The organism is Pseudoalteromonas sp. Cn5-37, from assembly GCF_021532495.1.
Taxonomy (GTDB): domain Bacteria; phylum Pseudomonadota; class Gammaproteobacteria; order Enterobacterales; family Alteromonadaceae; genus Pseudoalteromonas; species Pseudoalteromonas simplex.
In genome coordinates, this window is record NZ_JAKGBA010000001.1 from 770,983 (window position 1) to 787,472 (window position 16,490).

Genomic DNA, 16,490 nt, shown 5'->3' on the forward strand with positions numbered 1-16,490 from the left:
TTACTCGTTAATTTTAGCCTTAAGTGATTGTGCTTCTTCTTGCACTTCCTCTGGGCCATTGGCAATAACATCTTCAACGGCTTGCAGAGCTGAGTCAAAGTCGTCTATTTCGATATATGCCCGAGCTAAGTCCAGTTTTGCTGAGTAACCACCACTTTCGGCATCAACATCAGTTGGGTTATCACCTGCTAGCAAGTCATTAAAATCACTCAGCCCTACATCCATATCAACCTCATCATAAGGTTCATGGTCGAGTGCTTCATCGTCACTTTGTTCAAGTAATGAATCGATATCTACAAACTCATCCGTTGAAGTAGTTTGTTGCTCCTCGGCATCTAATACCTGTACTTCAGGTTCAACTGGCTGTTCGCTTTCACCCTGTAAGTCTTCATTTAATAGTGCATTAAAATCAACGTCGAATTCACTTGCATCAGCAATATCAGCTTCATCTGGCTCTGCTAGTTCATTTAACAGTGCATCAAAGTCTGTTTGAGTAAGGTCAGCCATAAAATCATCATCGATTTCATCGTCTGACAGCTCACTTAAATCAGCCTCGTCAGCTAAATTAGACTCGATATCAGCTAATGTTTGCTCAGCTTCTACGGCATCATCAAGTTCAATATCGTCCAATTCGAATTCAGGGAACTCTTCTAATTCGTCTTGGCTATCAGCCACCTCATCGTCAATTGGCGCTTCGCTCGTTAACTCTGTTGTGCCTTCACTCTGTGATTGATCCGATAAGTCGTCCTCAGGGTCAAGAATATCATCTTCTGTAAATTCATTATCAAGCAAGATCCCATCATCAAAATCATCGTCTAGCTGATCAAGCTCATTACCCGTTGCTAATGAATTAGCAAGGTCTTGCTCTGCCTGACTTAGCTGTAATGGTGCATCTTCATCTAACTCACCAGAAGTGTCTTCATCAGATTCATCCAATTCAAAACCGGCTTCATCTAGCTCAAGCTCTGGATACTCTTCCAACTCTTGGCTAGGAGTCACGGTATCTTGCTGTAATGGCTCTTCGTCGGCGGTTAAATCAAATTCATCAGTTAGGTCTTCATCTGCTAGCGGATCATCGCCTAAATCAATTTCAACTTCTTCTATGTCTTGCTCTGGTTCATCTATTGACCAGTCTGGTGCTTCGACATAGTCATCTTCTTCACCAATTTCATTTAATAACTCATCAACACTTTTCAGTGACGGATCATCAAACTCGTCAAGGCTATCATCTTCATCTAATAGCTCATCGCTATCTTCATTAAACTCTTGATTAAGCGCTTCATCGATATCAACTTCGTCACTATCATCCGTATCATCAACCAACTCTGATGCAATCGATTCAACATTCATGTCATCAACCGCTTGATCAGCATCGGCTAAATCTTCTAGCGACTCTTGTAGATTCTCATCATGCTCTGCACTGTCACTCTGTTCATGACTTAAATCTGAGATCTGCGCTTCAGTGTCTTGCTTCAGCTCATTTGTTTGCTGAATAAGCTCTTCAAGCTCATCATCAACGTCAGAGTCCTGCTCATCACTAGCATCTTCATCAAGTAATGAGTCGATGTCATCGACATCTAAATCATGATCAAGCTCATCTTCGTCAATTAAGTCGTCTACACTAGGTTCTTCAATTGACTCTTCAACCAACTCTTCAGATTCAGGCTCTTCTTGAGCTTCATCTAATAGTGAGTCGATGTCATCGACATCTAGGGCATCATCAAGCTCACCTTCATCGATTAAATCGTCTGCACTTGGTTCTTCAATTGACTCTTCAACCAGCTCTTCAGGTTCAGGCTCTTCTTGAGCTTCATCTAATAGTGAGTCGATGTCATCGACATCTAGGGCTTCATCAAGCTCATCTTCATCGATTAAATCGTCTGCACTTGGTTCTTCTACAAGCTCTTCAGACTGCTCTTCAACAAGCTCTGCTTCAGGCTCTGTCTGAGCTTCATCTAATAATGAATCAATGTCATCGACATCTAAATCATCATCGAGCTCGTCTTCGTCGATTAAGTCATCTGCGCTTGGTTCTTCTGTAAGCTCTTCTGGCTGCTCCTCAACAAGCTCTGCTTCAGGCTCTGCTTGTGTCTCATCTAGCAATGAATCAATGTCATCAACATCGAGGGCATCATCAAGCTCGTCTTCGTCGATTAAATCGTCTGCGCTAGGTTCTTCTGCTAATTCTTCAGTTAACTCTTCAGGTTCCTGTATTTCTTCAGGCTGTTGCTCATCTTGAGCTTCATCTAGTAATGAATCAATGTCATCAACATCTAAGTCATCATTAAGCTCATCTTCGTCGATTAAATCGTCTGCGCTAGGTTCTTCAACAAGCTCTTCAGGCTCTGGCTCTGCTTGTGCTTCATCTAATAATGAATCAATGTCATCAACATCTAAGTCATCACCGAGCTCGTCTTCGTCGATTAAATCGTCTGCGCTAGGCTCTTCAATAAGCTCTTCAGGCTGCTCTTCAACAAGTTCCGCTTCAGGCTCTGCTTGTGTCTCATCTAGCAATGAATCAATGTCATCAACATCTAAGTCATCACCGAGCTCGTCTTCGTCGATTAAATCGTCTGCGCTAGGCTCTTCAATAAGCTCTTCAATAAGCTCTTCAGGCTGCTCTTCAACAAGTTCCGCTTCAGGCTCTGCTTGTGTCTCATCTAGCAATGAATCAATGTCATCGACATCTAAATCATCATCAAGCTCGTCTTCGTCGATTAAATCGTCTGCGCTAGGTTCTTCTGCTGGCGCTTCTTCTTGAACTTCATCTAATAGTGAGTCAATGTCATCAACATCTAGCGCATCATCAAGATCATCGTTTTCTAATGCATCGTTAGCTTCAGCGGCTGGCTCTTCTGTTTGTGCTTCATCGATTAAGCTGTCGATATCGAAATCATCTTCATCGATGAGTTCATCCGCGCTTGGTTCTTCGGCTGGCGCTTCTTCTTGAGCTTCATCTAATAGCGAGTCAATGTCATCAACATCCAGCGCATCATCAAGATCGTCGTTTTCTAATGCATCGTTAGCTTCGGCTGCTGGCTCGTCTGTTTGCGCTTCATCAATTAAGCTGTCGATATCGAAATCATCTTCATCGATTAGTTCTGCTTCTACGTTAGTTGTTGAGGCATCATTATTTTCATCGAGTAAGTCATCAATATCGTCTAGGTTTACGTCTTGATTAGAATCCGTGTTGTTTTGCTCATCAATTAAGCTATCAATGTCAAAATCATCTTCAGCGTCATCTTCTGCGAGCTCTTCACTAAGCGCTGCCATTTCATCATTAGCGTTATCTAACGAGTCACCTTCATCAGTATCAAATAGGTCATCAATGTCATCAGCACTTAAAATATCACCCGATGAATCTGCTGGAGACTGTTCACTATCTAGGTCTATTTCATCACCTAAACTGTCGTCATCGGTTTGATCGAAATCTTGCTGTAAAAATGCATCTAAATCATTATCGTCAGCGCTATTAGATGAATCATCGCTAAACTCAATATCATCACTTAAAAGCCCTTCTAGCTCATCTTGATTTAAAACACTGTCATCTTCATCGAAACTATCATCAATGCTGTCGTCAAAAATGATGTCATCATCTGGCAGCATGTCTTGGTCTAAGTCGTCATCTAAACGCACACTCAAGTCATCATTGTCTTCGACTGGATCAGGAACTAGTGGATCAGTTTCTATAATTGGTTCTAAATCATCATCAGCATTATAACTTGGGCTTTGAGGTAAAAATTCATCGTCATCGCTGGCATCTGTATCATCATTGGCGCTGTTGCGTTTTTTCAAAAACATCACAACGGCAGCAATGATCAGTAATGCCGGAATAAACATTAATGCACCGAGAACAAATGGGTTGCTCAGTAAACTCGAAAAACTAAACCCACTGTCCTCTTCAATCTTTTTTGCTCTTTGCTGCTCTATGATTTCATTTTGTTTAGTGATCAGTTCTTTCAGCTGCTTTTGAATTTCACTGTCTTGACCAAGCTGATCGCGAACGGTTTCAAGCTCTTTAGAAATACCACTCAGTTGTTTTTTGAGTTTGTTGTTCTCAGCTAAGATTTCTTCAACATTTTCAACCGACGATTTAAACTGCTTTTGAAGCTCGACTAGCTGCGTACCCTGCTCTGTTTTAATGGTGTTGATTTCTTGCTTAAGCTCTTGCTTTGCTTCGTCTACATCAACTTTACGGGCTTGGGTTACTTTCTTTTGCGATTCATTAATTTCAGCAGTAGTCAGCGTGCCGTTTTTCTTTTTCTCCCATAGCTCATCATCTTGTTCAGAACGCGCTTTTGCTAACGTTGGATTGACCGCGCGCATTTCAGCAATGGTTGGGATTTTTAGGTATGCGCCATCGCGCATATGGTTAAGGTTTTGGTCTAAAAATGACGATGGGTTTTTGTCATACAGAGCTTGCATGACCTGATAAATACTTACAGAGTTGTCAGGGCGAATTTTAGCGGCAATGCGCCACAGTGTATCGGTCGGTTTAATTGGACCAATAGAGCGCCCCTGCGCACCATAATCGACACCTCTAGGGCCTTTAAGTGTGGTGCCTTCATCAGAGTATGTCGGTGTTACCACCAATGCAGACGCTAATATGAAGAGTGTTGCTAAACCGCGCATGCTGATCCTTTATGTTTTAAATGTTAACGCAGCAACCCTGGTTGCTTAAACATCAAGTAATTCTTGCAGAATTGATTCTTAATTATGTTTTCTTGCAAGCTCTATTCCAGCTGCAAACTATAACTTAGTTGCCTTGCAATATCTATTGCAACACCTTGATAGTAAATAGCTTAAATATTAGCGGCTGAGAGACTTTTTTATTGTTATCGTTAAGTTTATACGCTTTTACAACGTATGCGGCAATAATTTGGCAGTGAATTCACAAAAAAAGCGGCAAATTGCCGCTTTCTGTCAAATTTAGCTCAGTCTAAATCATCAGATTTATAAATAATTTGCGATAAGCTCTTCAGCAATCTGCACACTATTTGTTGCTGCACCTTTGCGCGTATTATCACTTACAACCCACATATTTAAACCATGTGGATGCGAAATATCAGCACGTAAACGCCCTACGTATACTGTATCGTTACCACTTGCATCAGACACAGCTGTTGGGTAATCGGCTAAGTCTTCAATAAACTCAACACCTGGTGCATCGTTTAATAGCTGCTTCACATGTTCGATATCTACTGGCATACGCGTTTCAATATTGATCGCTTCACTGTGACCAAAGAACACGGGAACACGAACACAGGTCGGGTTAACCACAACACTGTTATCACCTAAGATCTTTTGTGTTTCGTTAACCATTTTCATTTCTTCGCGGGTATAACCGTTATCTTCAAAACTGTCTATTTGTGGGATCACGTTAAAAGCAATTTGTTTAGGGAAAACGGCATTATCCATCGGACGCGCATTCATTAAGTTTGCTGTTTGCTTGGCTAGTTCATCAACGGCTTCTTTACCCGCCCCCGATACAGCTTGATAAGTTGATACGTTAATACGGTCAATGCCATAAGCATCATAAATTGGTTTTAACGCCACCAGCATTTGAATCGTTGAGCAGTTAGGGTTTGCAATGATGTTGCGGTTTCTGAAATCCGCTAAGCTTGATGCATTCACTTCAGGAATAATGAGTGGCACATCGTAGTCATTACGAAAGTGTGAGGTATTATCAATTACCACACAGCCTGCGTCCGCCGCAATCGGTGCGTATTTTTCAGAGACACTGCCGCCTGCTGAAAATAAACCAATGTGAGCTTGGCTAAAATCAAACTCTTCAACATCGATTACTTCAATGCTCTCACCGCGAAATTGAATTTCTTCACCAGCACTACGGCTGCTTGCGAGTAAAAATAACTGGTCTACCGGAAACTTACGATCTTCTAACGTTTCGATAATCTGACGACCCACTAAACCTGTGGCACCTAATACGGCTACATTAAATTTTTGCGACATGTATTTTCCTCTTTTGAATAAAGCAAATGGCTTTATTCGTTAATTCTAAATCCCAGTGCAGCTAATGCGCCTTCGCATGCACTGTTGGCAGCCACCGACAACGTACTAAACTCGCGTCGTGGCGGGTAATTCTTACGTAAACTATCAAAGCCTTCGCTTGCTAATTTACTGCGTAAAATGCCATCGTCGCGACGCACATCATAAATTAAGTGCACTAAGCGACCTATATCATCTAGGTTAAAGGTTTCACCTAGCGTGACAGAGTGGCTAATTGGCTCTGGTAAAAAATCGTCCAGCGACTTAAGTGCTGCGCTGCCTTCAAGCTCACATACTTGCTGATACAGCATTTGTGTACCGCGGGCTTTGCCTTCAAGTGTATGCCCTGCAATATGCACGCTGGCATAACGTACATAATCAAGCAGAGGTGTCAGTATATTGGGTTCGTTTTCCCAAACATCAAGCACACAATCTAATTTTGCGCCTTGCTCAAACAATGCTAGCAATGCTTGGTTATCAATCACATCACCACGGCTTGCATTGATAATCGTCATGCCCGGCTTAAGTGCTTTTAAGCGTGTTTCGTCTAGCATGTGCAAGGTTTTATGTGGCCCTTGTTTAACCAATGGCACGTGAAAAGTCACAATATCAGCTTGGGCTAGTAATGTGTCTAACTCAATATGCTCTGCAAGCTCACCGGCTTCATGTTTTGGTGGATCACATAACAATACATTCATGCCTAGCAAGCTTAACTTATCACGTAAACAGCTACCTATACTGCCAACACCTACTATGCCGATGGTTTTGCCTTGTAACGAGCTGGCATTTTCTTGGCTCAAGGCATACAAGCAGCTAATAACATATTCAGCAACCGCCACAGCATTACAACCTGGTGCGCTGCTAAATGCGATATTTCGCTCAGCAAGTAACTCGGTATCAATGTGATCAACACCTATGGTTGCTGTGCCCACAAATTTTAATTTATCTGCTTGAGTGAGTAAGGCTTTATCTACATTAGTAACTGAACGGGTTAACAAAATATCGACCCCGACTAGCTGCTCGGGTTGAAGATTACGGCCATCAAATCGCTCAACATTACCAAAATCGGCAAAGTACTGCTCAACCAATGGCATATTTTGATCTGCAAGAATTTTCATTTGTGTGTCCGAGAGGCAGAAAGTGGCGCTATTGTAGCGAATTTATCAGTATTCGGATAGGTAACAACTAAGACGATTTTGGGGTTATTTATAACAAATGAAAAAGCCGAGCTATTGCTCGGCTTTAAGCAAATACTGGAGAGGTTTAACCTTTATATTTGCTCATTACTAATGTGGCGTTAGTGCCACCGAAACCGAAGCTGTTAGACATAACTGTATTTAGTTCAACGTCTTTACGCTCAGTTACAATATTTAGACCTGCAGCTTGCTCATCTAGTTCATCAATGTTGATAGATGGAGCAACAAAGTTATGCTCAAGCATTAATAGCGAGAAGATTGCTTCATGAACGCCTGCTGCACCTAAAGCGTGACCTGTCATCGCTTTAGTTGCACTGATCATTGGTGAGTTACCACCAAATACTTCTTGAATAGCGCCAAGCTCTTTCACATCACCAACAGGTGTAGAAGTACCGTGAGTATTTAAGTAATCAATACCGCCTTCAAGACCTTGCATTGCTTGCTTCATACAACGTACAGCGCCTTCACCTGATGGAGCTACCATGTCGTAGCCGTCAGACGTTGCACCGTAACCAGTGATTTCTGCATAAATGTGCGCGCCACGAGCAAGTGCATGCTCAAGCTCTTCAACAACAACGATACCGCCACCACCAGAGATAACGAAACCGTCACGGTTTGCATCGTATGTACGTGATGCTTTCTCTGGTGTTTCATTGTACTTAGTAGACAAGGCACCCATTGCATCGAATTCCATTGCTAGCGTCCAGTGAAGCTCTTCACCACCACCTGCAAAGATTACGTCTTGCTTGCCTAATTGAATTTGCTCAACCGCGTGACCGATACAGTGTGCAGATGTCGCACATGCAGAGCTTAGTGAGTAGTTAACACCTTTAATTTTAAATGGTGTTGCAAGACACGCTGAAGTCGTGCTCGCCATAGTACGTGGTACCATGTAAGGACCAACACGTTTTACGCCTTTTTCACGTAAAATGTCAGCCGCTTCAACTTGCCACTTAGATGAACCACCACCTGAACCCACTAATAAACCAGTGCGCTCGTTTGAAACTTGATCTTCACTAAGGCCTGCATCTTCAATCGCTTGTGCCATAGAGATATAAGCGTATGCAGCAGCATCGCCCATAAAGCGCATTGCTTTACGATCAACAAACTCTTTAACATCAATATCGATTTTGCCAGATACGTTACTACGTAGGTTGTAGTCAGCAAACTCTTGGTTGAACGCGATACCACTACGGCCTTGTTTTAATGATTCTAATACTTCTTCTTTGTTGTTACCGATGCTTGAAACAACACCGATGCCCGTAATAACGGCTCTTCTCATGGGTAATTACCTTAGCTCTATACTAAATTGTGTTCTATTTTACGCTGAAATTACTTTCGAAGTGGTCAGCTTTCTAGCGTACACATGTACTCTGAATGTCTAGCTTATAAATAACGCCAGACTATTTCAAAGAAAACACGTAAAATAATGAAAAAAGTTTGTAGTTAATTAGTTAAACCATGATCAAAAACGCACATATTCATTTTAATCACCTTGGTACCCCTGTCGCCGATCAGTTTGACGATGTTTATTTCTCTAATGACGATGGCTTAGCCGAATCACATTATGTGTTTTATCAACAAAACCATATCCCGCAACGATTACAAAATCATGACCGTAACCACTTTGCGATTGCTGAAACAGGCTTTGGTACGGGGCTTAACTTTTTAAATACCTGGCAGCACTTTGCTGCTCATCTTGATAGGCAGCATGCAGAGCAAGAAGTTCAAAATCAACCCGACCATAGTGGTAAAAATAGTGTTACCCGCTTGCACTTTATCTCTTTTGAAAAGTTTCCAATTAAGCGTGATGACCTTGCTCAAGCACTCAAAGCTTGGCCTAGTTTAAGCAAGTATAGTGAGCAACTAATTGCTCAATACCCAATTAATTTAGCCGGCTGTCATCGCCTAGAATTTGCAGGCGGAAAACTAATACTCGACCTTTATTTTGGTGACGTACAAGACAGCATTGATGCCATTAGTTACCCAAGTGAAGGAGTTGTCGATGCGTGGTATTTAGATGGTTTTGCTCCGAGCAAAAACCCAGACATGTGGCAACAGAGTTTGTTCAACAAGATGCGTATTATCTCAAGAGCAAATGCCACACTCGCCACTTTCACTGCCGCAGGCTTTGTCAGAAGAGGACTCATCGAAGCTGGCTTTAGCATGAGTAAAGCAAAAGGCTATGGTAAAAAACGCGAAATGCTAATTGGCGAGCTCACTGAGCCTAATGAGCAACAGTCAGGGCCAGCGTATTTTGCACATCAGCAAAGTGAACTGAGTAATGTGGCTGTTATTGGGGGTGGTATTGCCAGTAGCAGTGTACTGTATTCACTAGCAAAAAGAGGCCTAAAAGCCACGCTTTTTTGCCAAGATGAAGCGCTTGCCATGGGCGCTTCTCACAATGTACAAGGGGCTGTGTATCCGCATTTACAAGCGAAAAATTCACCACACAGTGAAATGTTCGCCCATAGTTTTTTATATGCGATGCGTCTATACCAACAATTACTTGATGATGGTTTTGACTACCCTCACAAATGGTGTGGTGTATTACAACATGCAGTTAAACAAGGCCTAGCTGATAAACATCAAAACCTTGCTGAAAAAGAACTTTGGCCAACAGAATTAATGCGTAATGTAAGCGCTGAAGAAGGCGACGAAATTGCCGGTGTCGATACAGGTTACTCAGGCGTATTCTTTGCAAAAGGCGGCTGGGTAAATCCACCAGCCCTGGTTACAGCACTCTTTAATGCGGCAAATTCGTTAACTGCCACTACCAATAATAAAATGGACAGTCACTTTAATTGCCATATTGAAAAGCTCGAAAAAACCGCTGACGGCTGGTTACTACACAGCAAAGAGCAAACATTCGGGCCATTTAGCGATGTGATTAATTGTGCAGGTGAACACAGTGACCAGTTTAGCCAAACTCAAGCTCTACCTGTTGTTGGTGTGCGCGGCCAAGTCTCGCATGTGCAAGCAAGCGAGCAGTCAAAACGCTTAAAGACCGTGCTTTGCCATAAGGGCTATTTTACTCCTGAATATCAGGGCCATCATTGCATGGGCGCGACCTTTGAAAAAAACTCAAAAAGCCGTGAAGTTAAAGAGCAAGACAACCACATCAATCGCGAACAACTGTTAAGTTTTTACACAGACAGCGAGTTTGCAACGACCTTAGGTGAGATAACAGCCGCGAAAGCAGCTGTAAGGTGTACCTTCATTGACCATCTACCTATGGCTGGTGAATGGGCCGAACAAAGTGATTATGTAAGCGCGTTTGCTAATCTTCGCTTGGGCAAGCGTTATCAGTACCAAACGTTAACAAAACCTCAGCAAGGCTTGCATGTACTCACAGGCTTTGGCGCAAGAGGGCTGTGCAGTGCCCCCCTTTGTGCTGAACATTTAATTGCTTGTTTAAACAATGAACCAAGACCATTTAGTGAACGCGTGAGTCAAGCTATTCACCCCGCCCGCTTTATTGTTCGTGACCTAATTCGTAATAAAATTTAAGGGGCTAAAAAGCCCCTTTTGATTAATTACTTAATCGCTCAACTAGCTCTACGCGCCGGTTTAACTGACGACCCAAATCATTTTTATTATTGGCAGCTGGCGCATAAGGGCCTACGCCATAACCAATTAGACGCGACTCTTTAATACCATATTGACTCACGAGCGCTTTAACAACCGCTTTTGCTCGTTTAGATGACAACCCTAAATTATATTCTGGACTTCCTTTATCATCAGTATGACCAACAACGTACAAATTTAAGCTATTGTTTTTATTTAAAACATCCGCAATCACTTTTAATGACTCGGCTGACTCAGGTTTAATGTCTGATTTATCATGGTCAAAGTAAATGCCATAAATGGCTGCTTTACCTTTTTGCTCTAGTTGCTTTAACACCTGATCCGGATTGGTTTTAACTAAATCGCCTTGTAAAGGCTCTGTTCGAATTATAACAAGTTGCACTCGCGTAGTGCCTTGGTAATTACCCACAAAAAATGCGACAAAGGTTGTTTGATTTTCTATGGTGTTTTTCATTAACTGATAACGCGGCTGACGATAATAGTTATAAACTTGTTTTACCGACAAGTGATCACCAAGTGCTTGTATTGCCTTACGGTCGTCACCACATGCTTGACGTTCGCAACTAAAAACCGTTTCAAAGCCTTCTTTTGTTAAGGCAGACACATAGTTATGAAAAACCTTAAGGGTTGATACTTTTCTAATTTCATAAGTAATACGAGTGATATCGCCTGTCACATCTTCAACAGGTAGCGCTTTGTTCTTACGGTTAAATATTCCTGTTGGTAGTGAAAATTCTTCGTAATCAATTTGCTCGTAGTCTTCAATAAAACTACCAGGATAACGGCTAAGTAATGGATGATCGCTTGAGCCTCTAATATCGTCTTTAGGTGCTTTGGTAACTGGATTTGATTGCTGTTTTGCAAAAGCAGCTGTATTGGCTTTTATCAGACCTGTTTCAAGCTCCTTAATCGCAATTGAGCTACTCATAACACGCGTTTTACTGTTGTACTGGCCAACAAATAACGACACAGCAAACTCAGACTTTTCACCTTTAGTAGCAAGCAGATAATAAGGCTTACGATGATAATTATAGAGCTGAAAGTAACCGACTTCCTCTGCAAAATCACTGCTGTCACCGCAAGCATCTAGCTGACAAGAGTAAACAATATTAAAACCATCAGTGAGTAGAGCGTGTTTATAGTTTTCAAATACTTTGAGAGTGGCAACATTGTTTATTTCGTACAATGTGTGGTTTACATCGCCAATAAAGTCTGTGTAACTAAATCGCTCTGACGACTTTTTACTGTCATCAAACTGGCTCATTAATTGTGTCTGTTCGCCACTGAGTTTAACCGACTTTTCAACCTCACTATTTGGATAAGGCGATAGCCATTGATTGGCAGATACCGCATTGCAAAATGCTAATGTTACCACCACCAAAAGATTAAAATATATTTTCACTTTAAGTCCTTTTAATTGAGTTTGTACCTAATTCAACACTATGCCAAATAATACTTTTTTATTCAAAGTTTGCTTGTACCCCTTTAAAAATAAATCCACACCCCAAGGTCTTTAGTTACACAGCAATTAGAAGGAGTTTGATATGAAGACCTTAATCATTGGCGCAACGGGCCAAATAGGTAAAATGACCACCGAAAAAATGCTGGCAAGTGGCCATGACGTAGTGGCTCTGGTTAGAGACAAAAGCAAACTGACTGCGCTTGAAAGTAATAATTTAACGATTGTAGAGCAAGACCTCGAAAACGATTTTAGTCGTGCCTTCGAGGGTGTTGAACAAGTAATTTTTAGTGCTGGATCTGGTGGTGCAACAGGTGCAGATAAAACCTTACTGATAGATTTATGGGCCGCAGTTAAAGCGATTAATTATGCGGTAGATGCCAAGGTTAAGCACTTTATTATGGTGAGCTCAATCGGTGCTGATGCCCCAGACAACATTGAGAGCAGTATAAAACCGTATTTAGTTGCAAAGCACATGGCTGACCAACATTTAATCAATAGCGAATTAAATTACAGTATAGTCAGACCCGGCACGCTATTCGATGATGCAGCTACGGGGCGATTAACCACCACGCGCCCTGCAACGCGCCAAGATGCGGTTATCAACCGTGAAGATGTAGCAAATACCCTGCTATACCTTGCTGAACATACACCGAAAAAACCACAAGTGTTTGAATTGTTTAATGGTGATAAGTCAATCTATGACTTACTGGATGCCTAATTTAAACTATAAACTTTAGCTGGATAAAGTTAACTTTATCCAGCTCCCTCCTTAAATACCCACCCAAAAAATTAATTTTTTGTAAGTCGCAATGAATAAAACTTTATATTTCAATGCTCTAATTATTTTTATTTTAAATTAGCTTACAAATAAGCATTGCTGTGCCCTATTTAATGATAAAGCAGTAATGACATTAAACGCCACATGGAATTAATATATTATTTACAAAAACACAACAATGGTGTCCAATGCATTACACCCTCATTATTCTATGTCTGGCCTTTGCTTCTGTAAGTTATTCCCAAGAAGTTAAGATACAAAGTAATAGTAGTAACACTTCTTTACCCTATAAATTGTTAACCCAAGCAATTGAGCGAGCGGGTTTAAGCTACTCGCATCCATATAATAACTTTAAAGATATTACCGATGCTCGAATGTTAAACGACTTACAAAATAAGCAGCTTGACGTTATCTGGAGCATGACTTCAAGACAATTAGAGGAAGATTACCAAGCCGTTTATATTCCTTTGTTTCGTGGCTTACTTGGCATGCGAGTAGCATTAGTGAAAGCACAAAATCGCGAGCTGTTTAGCTCGGTAACTAGCTTGCAAGATTTAAAGCGCTACACCGCAGGGCAAGGTAAAACCTGGCCAGATACGAAAATATTAAAAGCGAACCAACTGCCCGTTGTTACCACATTAAAATACCCTAACTTATTCCCAATGCTTGAGGGTGAGCGCTTTGATTATTTCCCACGTGGTGTAAATGAACCTTGGGATGAAATTGCCAATCATTCGGAGCTTGACCTCATTGTTGAGCCGCACTTGATCATAAAGTACACCGCACCTCTTTACTTTTTCGTCAATAAAAACAACCTTACACTACACCAACAACTAAGCGATGCCCTTAACGAGATGATCGATGATGGCACTTTTAACGCGATGTTTTTGGCAGACAGCCAAGTACAAACTGTTTTATCAAAAGCCAACTTGAGCTCGCGTCGCGTCATTGAGCTTGAAAACCCAACGTTATCGTCGAACACACCAAATAAAAATAGCCCTTTGTGGTTTAACCCATTTCAATGAGCGCATAATGAAATCACTAAAATATAAAATGACCTTAGCACTATCTTTGTGCCTTTTCTTAAGCGTGATCTTCGTGATCAGCGCAAACTATCTGCTTGCAAAGTCGAGTCAAACACAACAATGGCAAGACGACATCACTGCCCTTAATGAGCAAATGCAGGTTATTTTAGCTGAGCCGGTATTCTCTTATGATGAGCCGTTAATCAATCAGATTATTAAAGCCTTTTCGCAAAACAAACATATACATAGCATTTCAGTGACAGACCATCGTAATAAGCTTCTTGCCTCAATCATCAAACAAAGTAACAGCGCATCGGTTAGCAAAACTATTGATTTGCACTATTTAGATAATTTAATTGGCCACATTAAAATTGGTTATTCACAACAAGCGCTGCATAGCACCATTGCTAATTCGACACGCACTATGTTTATTACCCTGCTGGTCTCATTTATCACCCTAGGTACCGTGATTATTTATATCGTGCGGCTTTTAGTGATAAAACCAATCGATAGCGTAAACAGCCTTGTTGATGAAATTGTCAAAGGTGAAGGCGACCTTACAAAACGTATTAGCTATCAATCTAATGATGAAATAGGCTATTTGGTTAATGGCTTCAACCGATTTATAGCGCAAGTACAAGAAATAATTACTGAGTTAGGCAGCACTGCCAGCGAACTTGAAATGATTGCCAGCACAGTAAACGAAGCATCTGTTCGCTCAAAAAATGAGGCCGAACTTGGATACAACCGCACTGATTCAGCAACCAATGCGCTTAGTCAGTTAAGTGAAGCAACCAAAGAGATTGCGCAAGGAGCCAACCAAACCGCGCAGCAAACAACCGATGTACATCGCTTATGCCAACAAGGCGAACAAAACATGAATGCCAATGGCAATATTGTTGATGAGTTAACTGCACAACTAGACCACACTTCAAATGTAGTTAAACAATTAAACGCCAGCAGCAATGAAATTAGCCAAGTGCTCGATGTTATAAAAAGCATTGCCGAGCAAACCAATTTGCTGGCTCTAAATGCTGCTATTGAAGCGGCTCGTGCTGGTGAATCTGGTCGAGGCTTTACCGTGGTCGCCGATGAAGTAAGAGCGCTTGCTAGTAAAACCTATGATTCAACATCTGAGATTGAGTCGATTATTGTATCGCTACACAATAATACTTCTGATTGTGTAACCGCAACGGAGCAAAGTAAGTCACTGAGTGATAAAGTAAGCCAAGCGAATCAAAAAAGCCAAGCGGTGTTTAAAGATATTGCTAAACAAATCAATACCATTAATCAAATGAACGAGAGCGTGGCAGCAAGTTCTGAAGAGCAAACCAGTGTCACCGCTGATATCTTAAATACTATGCAGCTTATTAACCAAGGCGCTAAGAGTCTATCGCAAGAAGCTCAGCACCTTGATAACACTATAGGCCAGCTCAATGAATTGGAACGCGGCATCGTTGCTAAATTGGGTTTGTTTAAATACTAAAAGCCATGATCCCCTGCCACGCAAGTTGCAGGGAAAGCACTGTTAACACTAAACGAAAAATCTTTTTAAATTTATCTGACGAAATGCGGTGCAATAACTTAAGGCCAAGCCAAGTACCTAAAGCACCGCTCAATATCATGAGCATAACCAGCGGCAACCACTGCCAAAATGCAAAGCCCACAGCCCCATATAAAATCGCTTTTAAGGTATGTTGTACTGTCATGCAGCTTGAAAATGTGGCGGTAAATTTAAGCTTATTATAATTATTTACATATAAGCAGCTGCCAACCAAAGGCCCGCTTGCCCCTACAAACATCGAGATAAACGTGGTCCAAAGCCCTGCAAGAACACGCCATAACTTTGAAGTTTCTCTGAGCTTTGGCGTCACACCCCAAAGTAAATAAAGCACAAAGGCAGCGACCACTATTTTCATTAATTCAAGGGGAATTGATGTGACAATCGTTGAGGCAACCAGCGCTCCTATGACTCCCCCTAAAGAGAAGTACACAAACATAGCACCATCAATATGTTTAAACGTGAACAAAAAGCGGTTTGCATTAGAGCCTAACTGCACTAACCCATGAACAGGAATAACCACACTCATAGGAAGCATGGATGCCATGATCACTAGCAGCATTAAGCCGCCACCCGCACCAAAAGCTGCTGAAATCATTGAAGTAAAGCCCGCAACCACAATGAGCATTATAGTGCTGATCGGACTTAATAAATCTCCACCCAAAAACTGCCAACTGATCAAATCCATTGTTACGCTTTAAATAGTGTGTTTGAGCTAACGCTATCATGACTCACCACTATTAGCGATATATTGGAAAATAGTTTCGACTAAAAGACCATATCAACCAAAAGAGAAGTGCCCCTAAATTCACAACTGGTCAGACTTGTTGTTTATTTTGTTAAACCTATGGGTTATAACTATGCCCACAACACA

Annotated in this window: 10 protein-coding genes; 4 read left to right on the plus strand and 6 right to left on the minus strand. The window is 41.5% G+C overall.

Annotated features, from left to right (window positions below; all coding sequences use genetic code 11):
- The 4 genes from L1266_RS03555 to fabB form a co-directional block, all read right to left on the minus strand.
- A complete protein-coding gene (locus L1266_RS03555) occupies positions 1 to 4,632 on the minus strand; it encodes a FimV/HubP family polar landmark protein (protein ID WP_235376869.1) in 4,632 nt (1,543 codons plus the stop codon).
- A 321-nt stretch (positions 4,633 to 4,953) separates the two neighbouring features.
- A complete protein-coding gene (locus tag L1266_RS03560) occupies positions 4,954 to 5,970 on the minus strand; it encodes an aspartate-semialdehyde dehydrogenase (RefSeq protein ID WP_054551679.1) in 1,017 nt (338 codons plus the stop codon).
- Between the two features lie 32 nt (positions 5,971 to 6,002).
- A complete protein-coding gene (locus L1266_RS03565) occupies positions 6,003 to 7,124 on the minus strand; it encodes a 4-phosphoerythronate dehydrogenase (RefSeq protein WP_235376870.1) in 1,122 nt (373 codons plus the stop codon).
- Positions 7,125 to 7,269: 145 nt separating this feature from the next.
- Positions 7,270 to 8,484 carry a beta-ketoacyl-ACP synthase I gene (gene fabB, locus L1266_RS03570; protein WP_235376871.1) on the minus strand — a complete coding sequence of 405 codons (1,215 nt, stop codon included), beginning with the start codon at positions 8,482 to 8,484 and terminating at the stop codon, positions 7,270 to 7,272.
- A gap of 179 nt (positions 8,485 to 8,663) precedes the next feature.
- Here fabB and mnmC point away from each other — a divergent pair, with 179 nt between their 5' ends.
- Complete coding sequence (mnmC, locus tag L1266_RS03575; RefSeq protein WP_235376872.1) at positions 8,664 to 10,712, plus strand: bifunctional tRNA (5-methylaminomethyl-2-thiouridine)(34)-methyltransferase MnmD/FAD-dependent 5-carboxymethylaminomethyl-2-thiouridine(34) oxidoreductase MnmC; 2,049 nt, start codon at positions 8,664 to 8,666, stop codon at positions 10,710 to 10,712.
- 22 nt (positions 10,713 to 10,734) lie between these two features.
- Here mnmC and L1266_RS03580 read toward each other — a convergent pair whose 3' ends face one another.
- Positions 10,735 to 12,192 carry an OmpA family protein gene (locus L1266_RS03580; RefSeq protein WP_235376873.1) on the minus strand — a complete coding sequence of 486 codons (1,458 nt, stop codon included), beginning with the start codon at positions 12,190 to 12,192 and terminating at the stop codon, positions 10,735 to 10,737.
- Positions 12,193 to 12,334: 142 nt separating this feature from the next.
- Here L1266_RS03580 and L1266_RS03585 point away from each other — a divergent pair, with 142 nt between their 5' ends.
- The 3 genes from L1266_RS03585 (at position 12,335) to L1266_RS03595 (ending at position 15,541) form a co-directional block, all read left to right on the plus strand.
- Positions 12,335 to 12,970: an SDR family oxidoreductase gene (locus L1266_RS03585; RefSeq protein WP_235376875.1), complete on the plus strand. Its 636-nt coding sequence runs from the start codon at positions 12,335 to 12,337 to the stop codon at positions 12,968 to 12,970.
- Positions 12,971 to 13,218: 248 nt separating this feature from the next.
- A complete protein-coding gene (locus L1266_RS03590) occupies positions 13,219 to 14,055 on the plus strand; it encodes a substrate-binding periplasmic protein (protein ID WP_235376877.1) in 837 nt (278 codons plus the stop codon).
- Positions 14,056 to 14,062: 7 nt separating this feature from the next.
- Positions 14,063 to 15,541 (plus strand): methyl-accepting chemotaxis protein, encoded by a 1,479-nt coding sequence (locus L1266_RS03595; protein WP_235376879.1) that lies wholly within the window; start codon positions 14,063 to 14,065, stop codon positions 15,539 to 15,541.
- On the opposite strand, the gene L1266_RS03600 is transcribed toward L1266_RS03595, so the two are convergent.
- Positions 15,531 to 16,304 (minus strand): sulfite exporter TauE/SafE family protein, encoded by a 774-nt coding sequence (locus L1266_RS03600; RefSeq protein ID WP_055020932.1) that lies wholly within the window; start codon positions 16,302 to 16,304, stop codon positions 15,531 to 15,533. The two genes, L1266_RS03595 and L1266_RS03600, sit on opposite strands and share 11 nt — an antisense overlap.
- Positions 16,305 to 16,490: the final 186 nt, after the last annotated feature.

Excerpts from the sequence above, each read along its gene's own strand:
- L1266_RS03555 (WP_235376869.1), bottom strand. The coding sequence starts at position 4,632 with ATGCGCGGTTTAGCAACACTCTTCATATTAGCGTCTGCATTGGTGGTA.
- L1266_RS03560 (WP_054551679.1), bottom strand. The coding sequence starts at position 5,970 with ATGTCGCAAAAATTTAATGTAGCCGTATTAGGTGCCACAGGTTTAGTG.
- L1266_RS03565 (WP_235376870.1), bottom strand. The coding sequence starts at position 7,124 with ATGAAAATTCTTGCAGATCAAAATATGCCATTGGTTGAGCAGTACTTT.
- fabB (WP_235376871.1), bottom strand. The coding sequence starts at position 8,484 with ATGAGAAGAGCCGTTATTACGGGCATCGGTGTTGTTTCAAGCATCGGT.
- mnmC (WP_235376872.1), top strand. The coding sequence starts at position 8,664 with ATGATCAAAAACGCACATATTCATTTTAATCACCTTGGTACCCCTGTC.
- L1266_RS03585 (WP_235376875.1), top strand. The coding sequence starts at position 12,335 with ATGAAGACCTTAATCATTGGCGCAACGGGCCAAATAGGTAAAATGACC.
- L1266_RS03590 (WP_235376877.1), top strand. The coding sequence starts at position 13,219 with ATGCATTACACCCTCATTATTCTATGTCTGGCCTTTGCTTCTGTAAGT.
- L1266_RS03595 (WP_235376879.1), top strand. The coding sequence starts at position 14,063 with ATGAAATCACTAAAATATAAAATGACCTTAGCACTATCTTTGTGCCTT.
- L1266_RS03600 (WP_055020932.1), bottom strand. The coding sequence starts at position 16,304 with ATGGATTTGATCAGTTGGCAGTTTTTGGGTGGAGATTTATTAAGTCCG.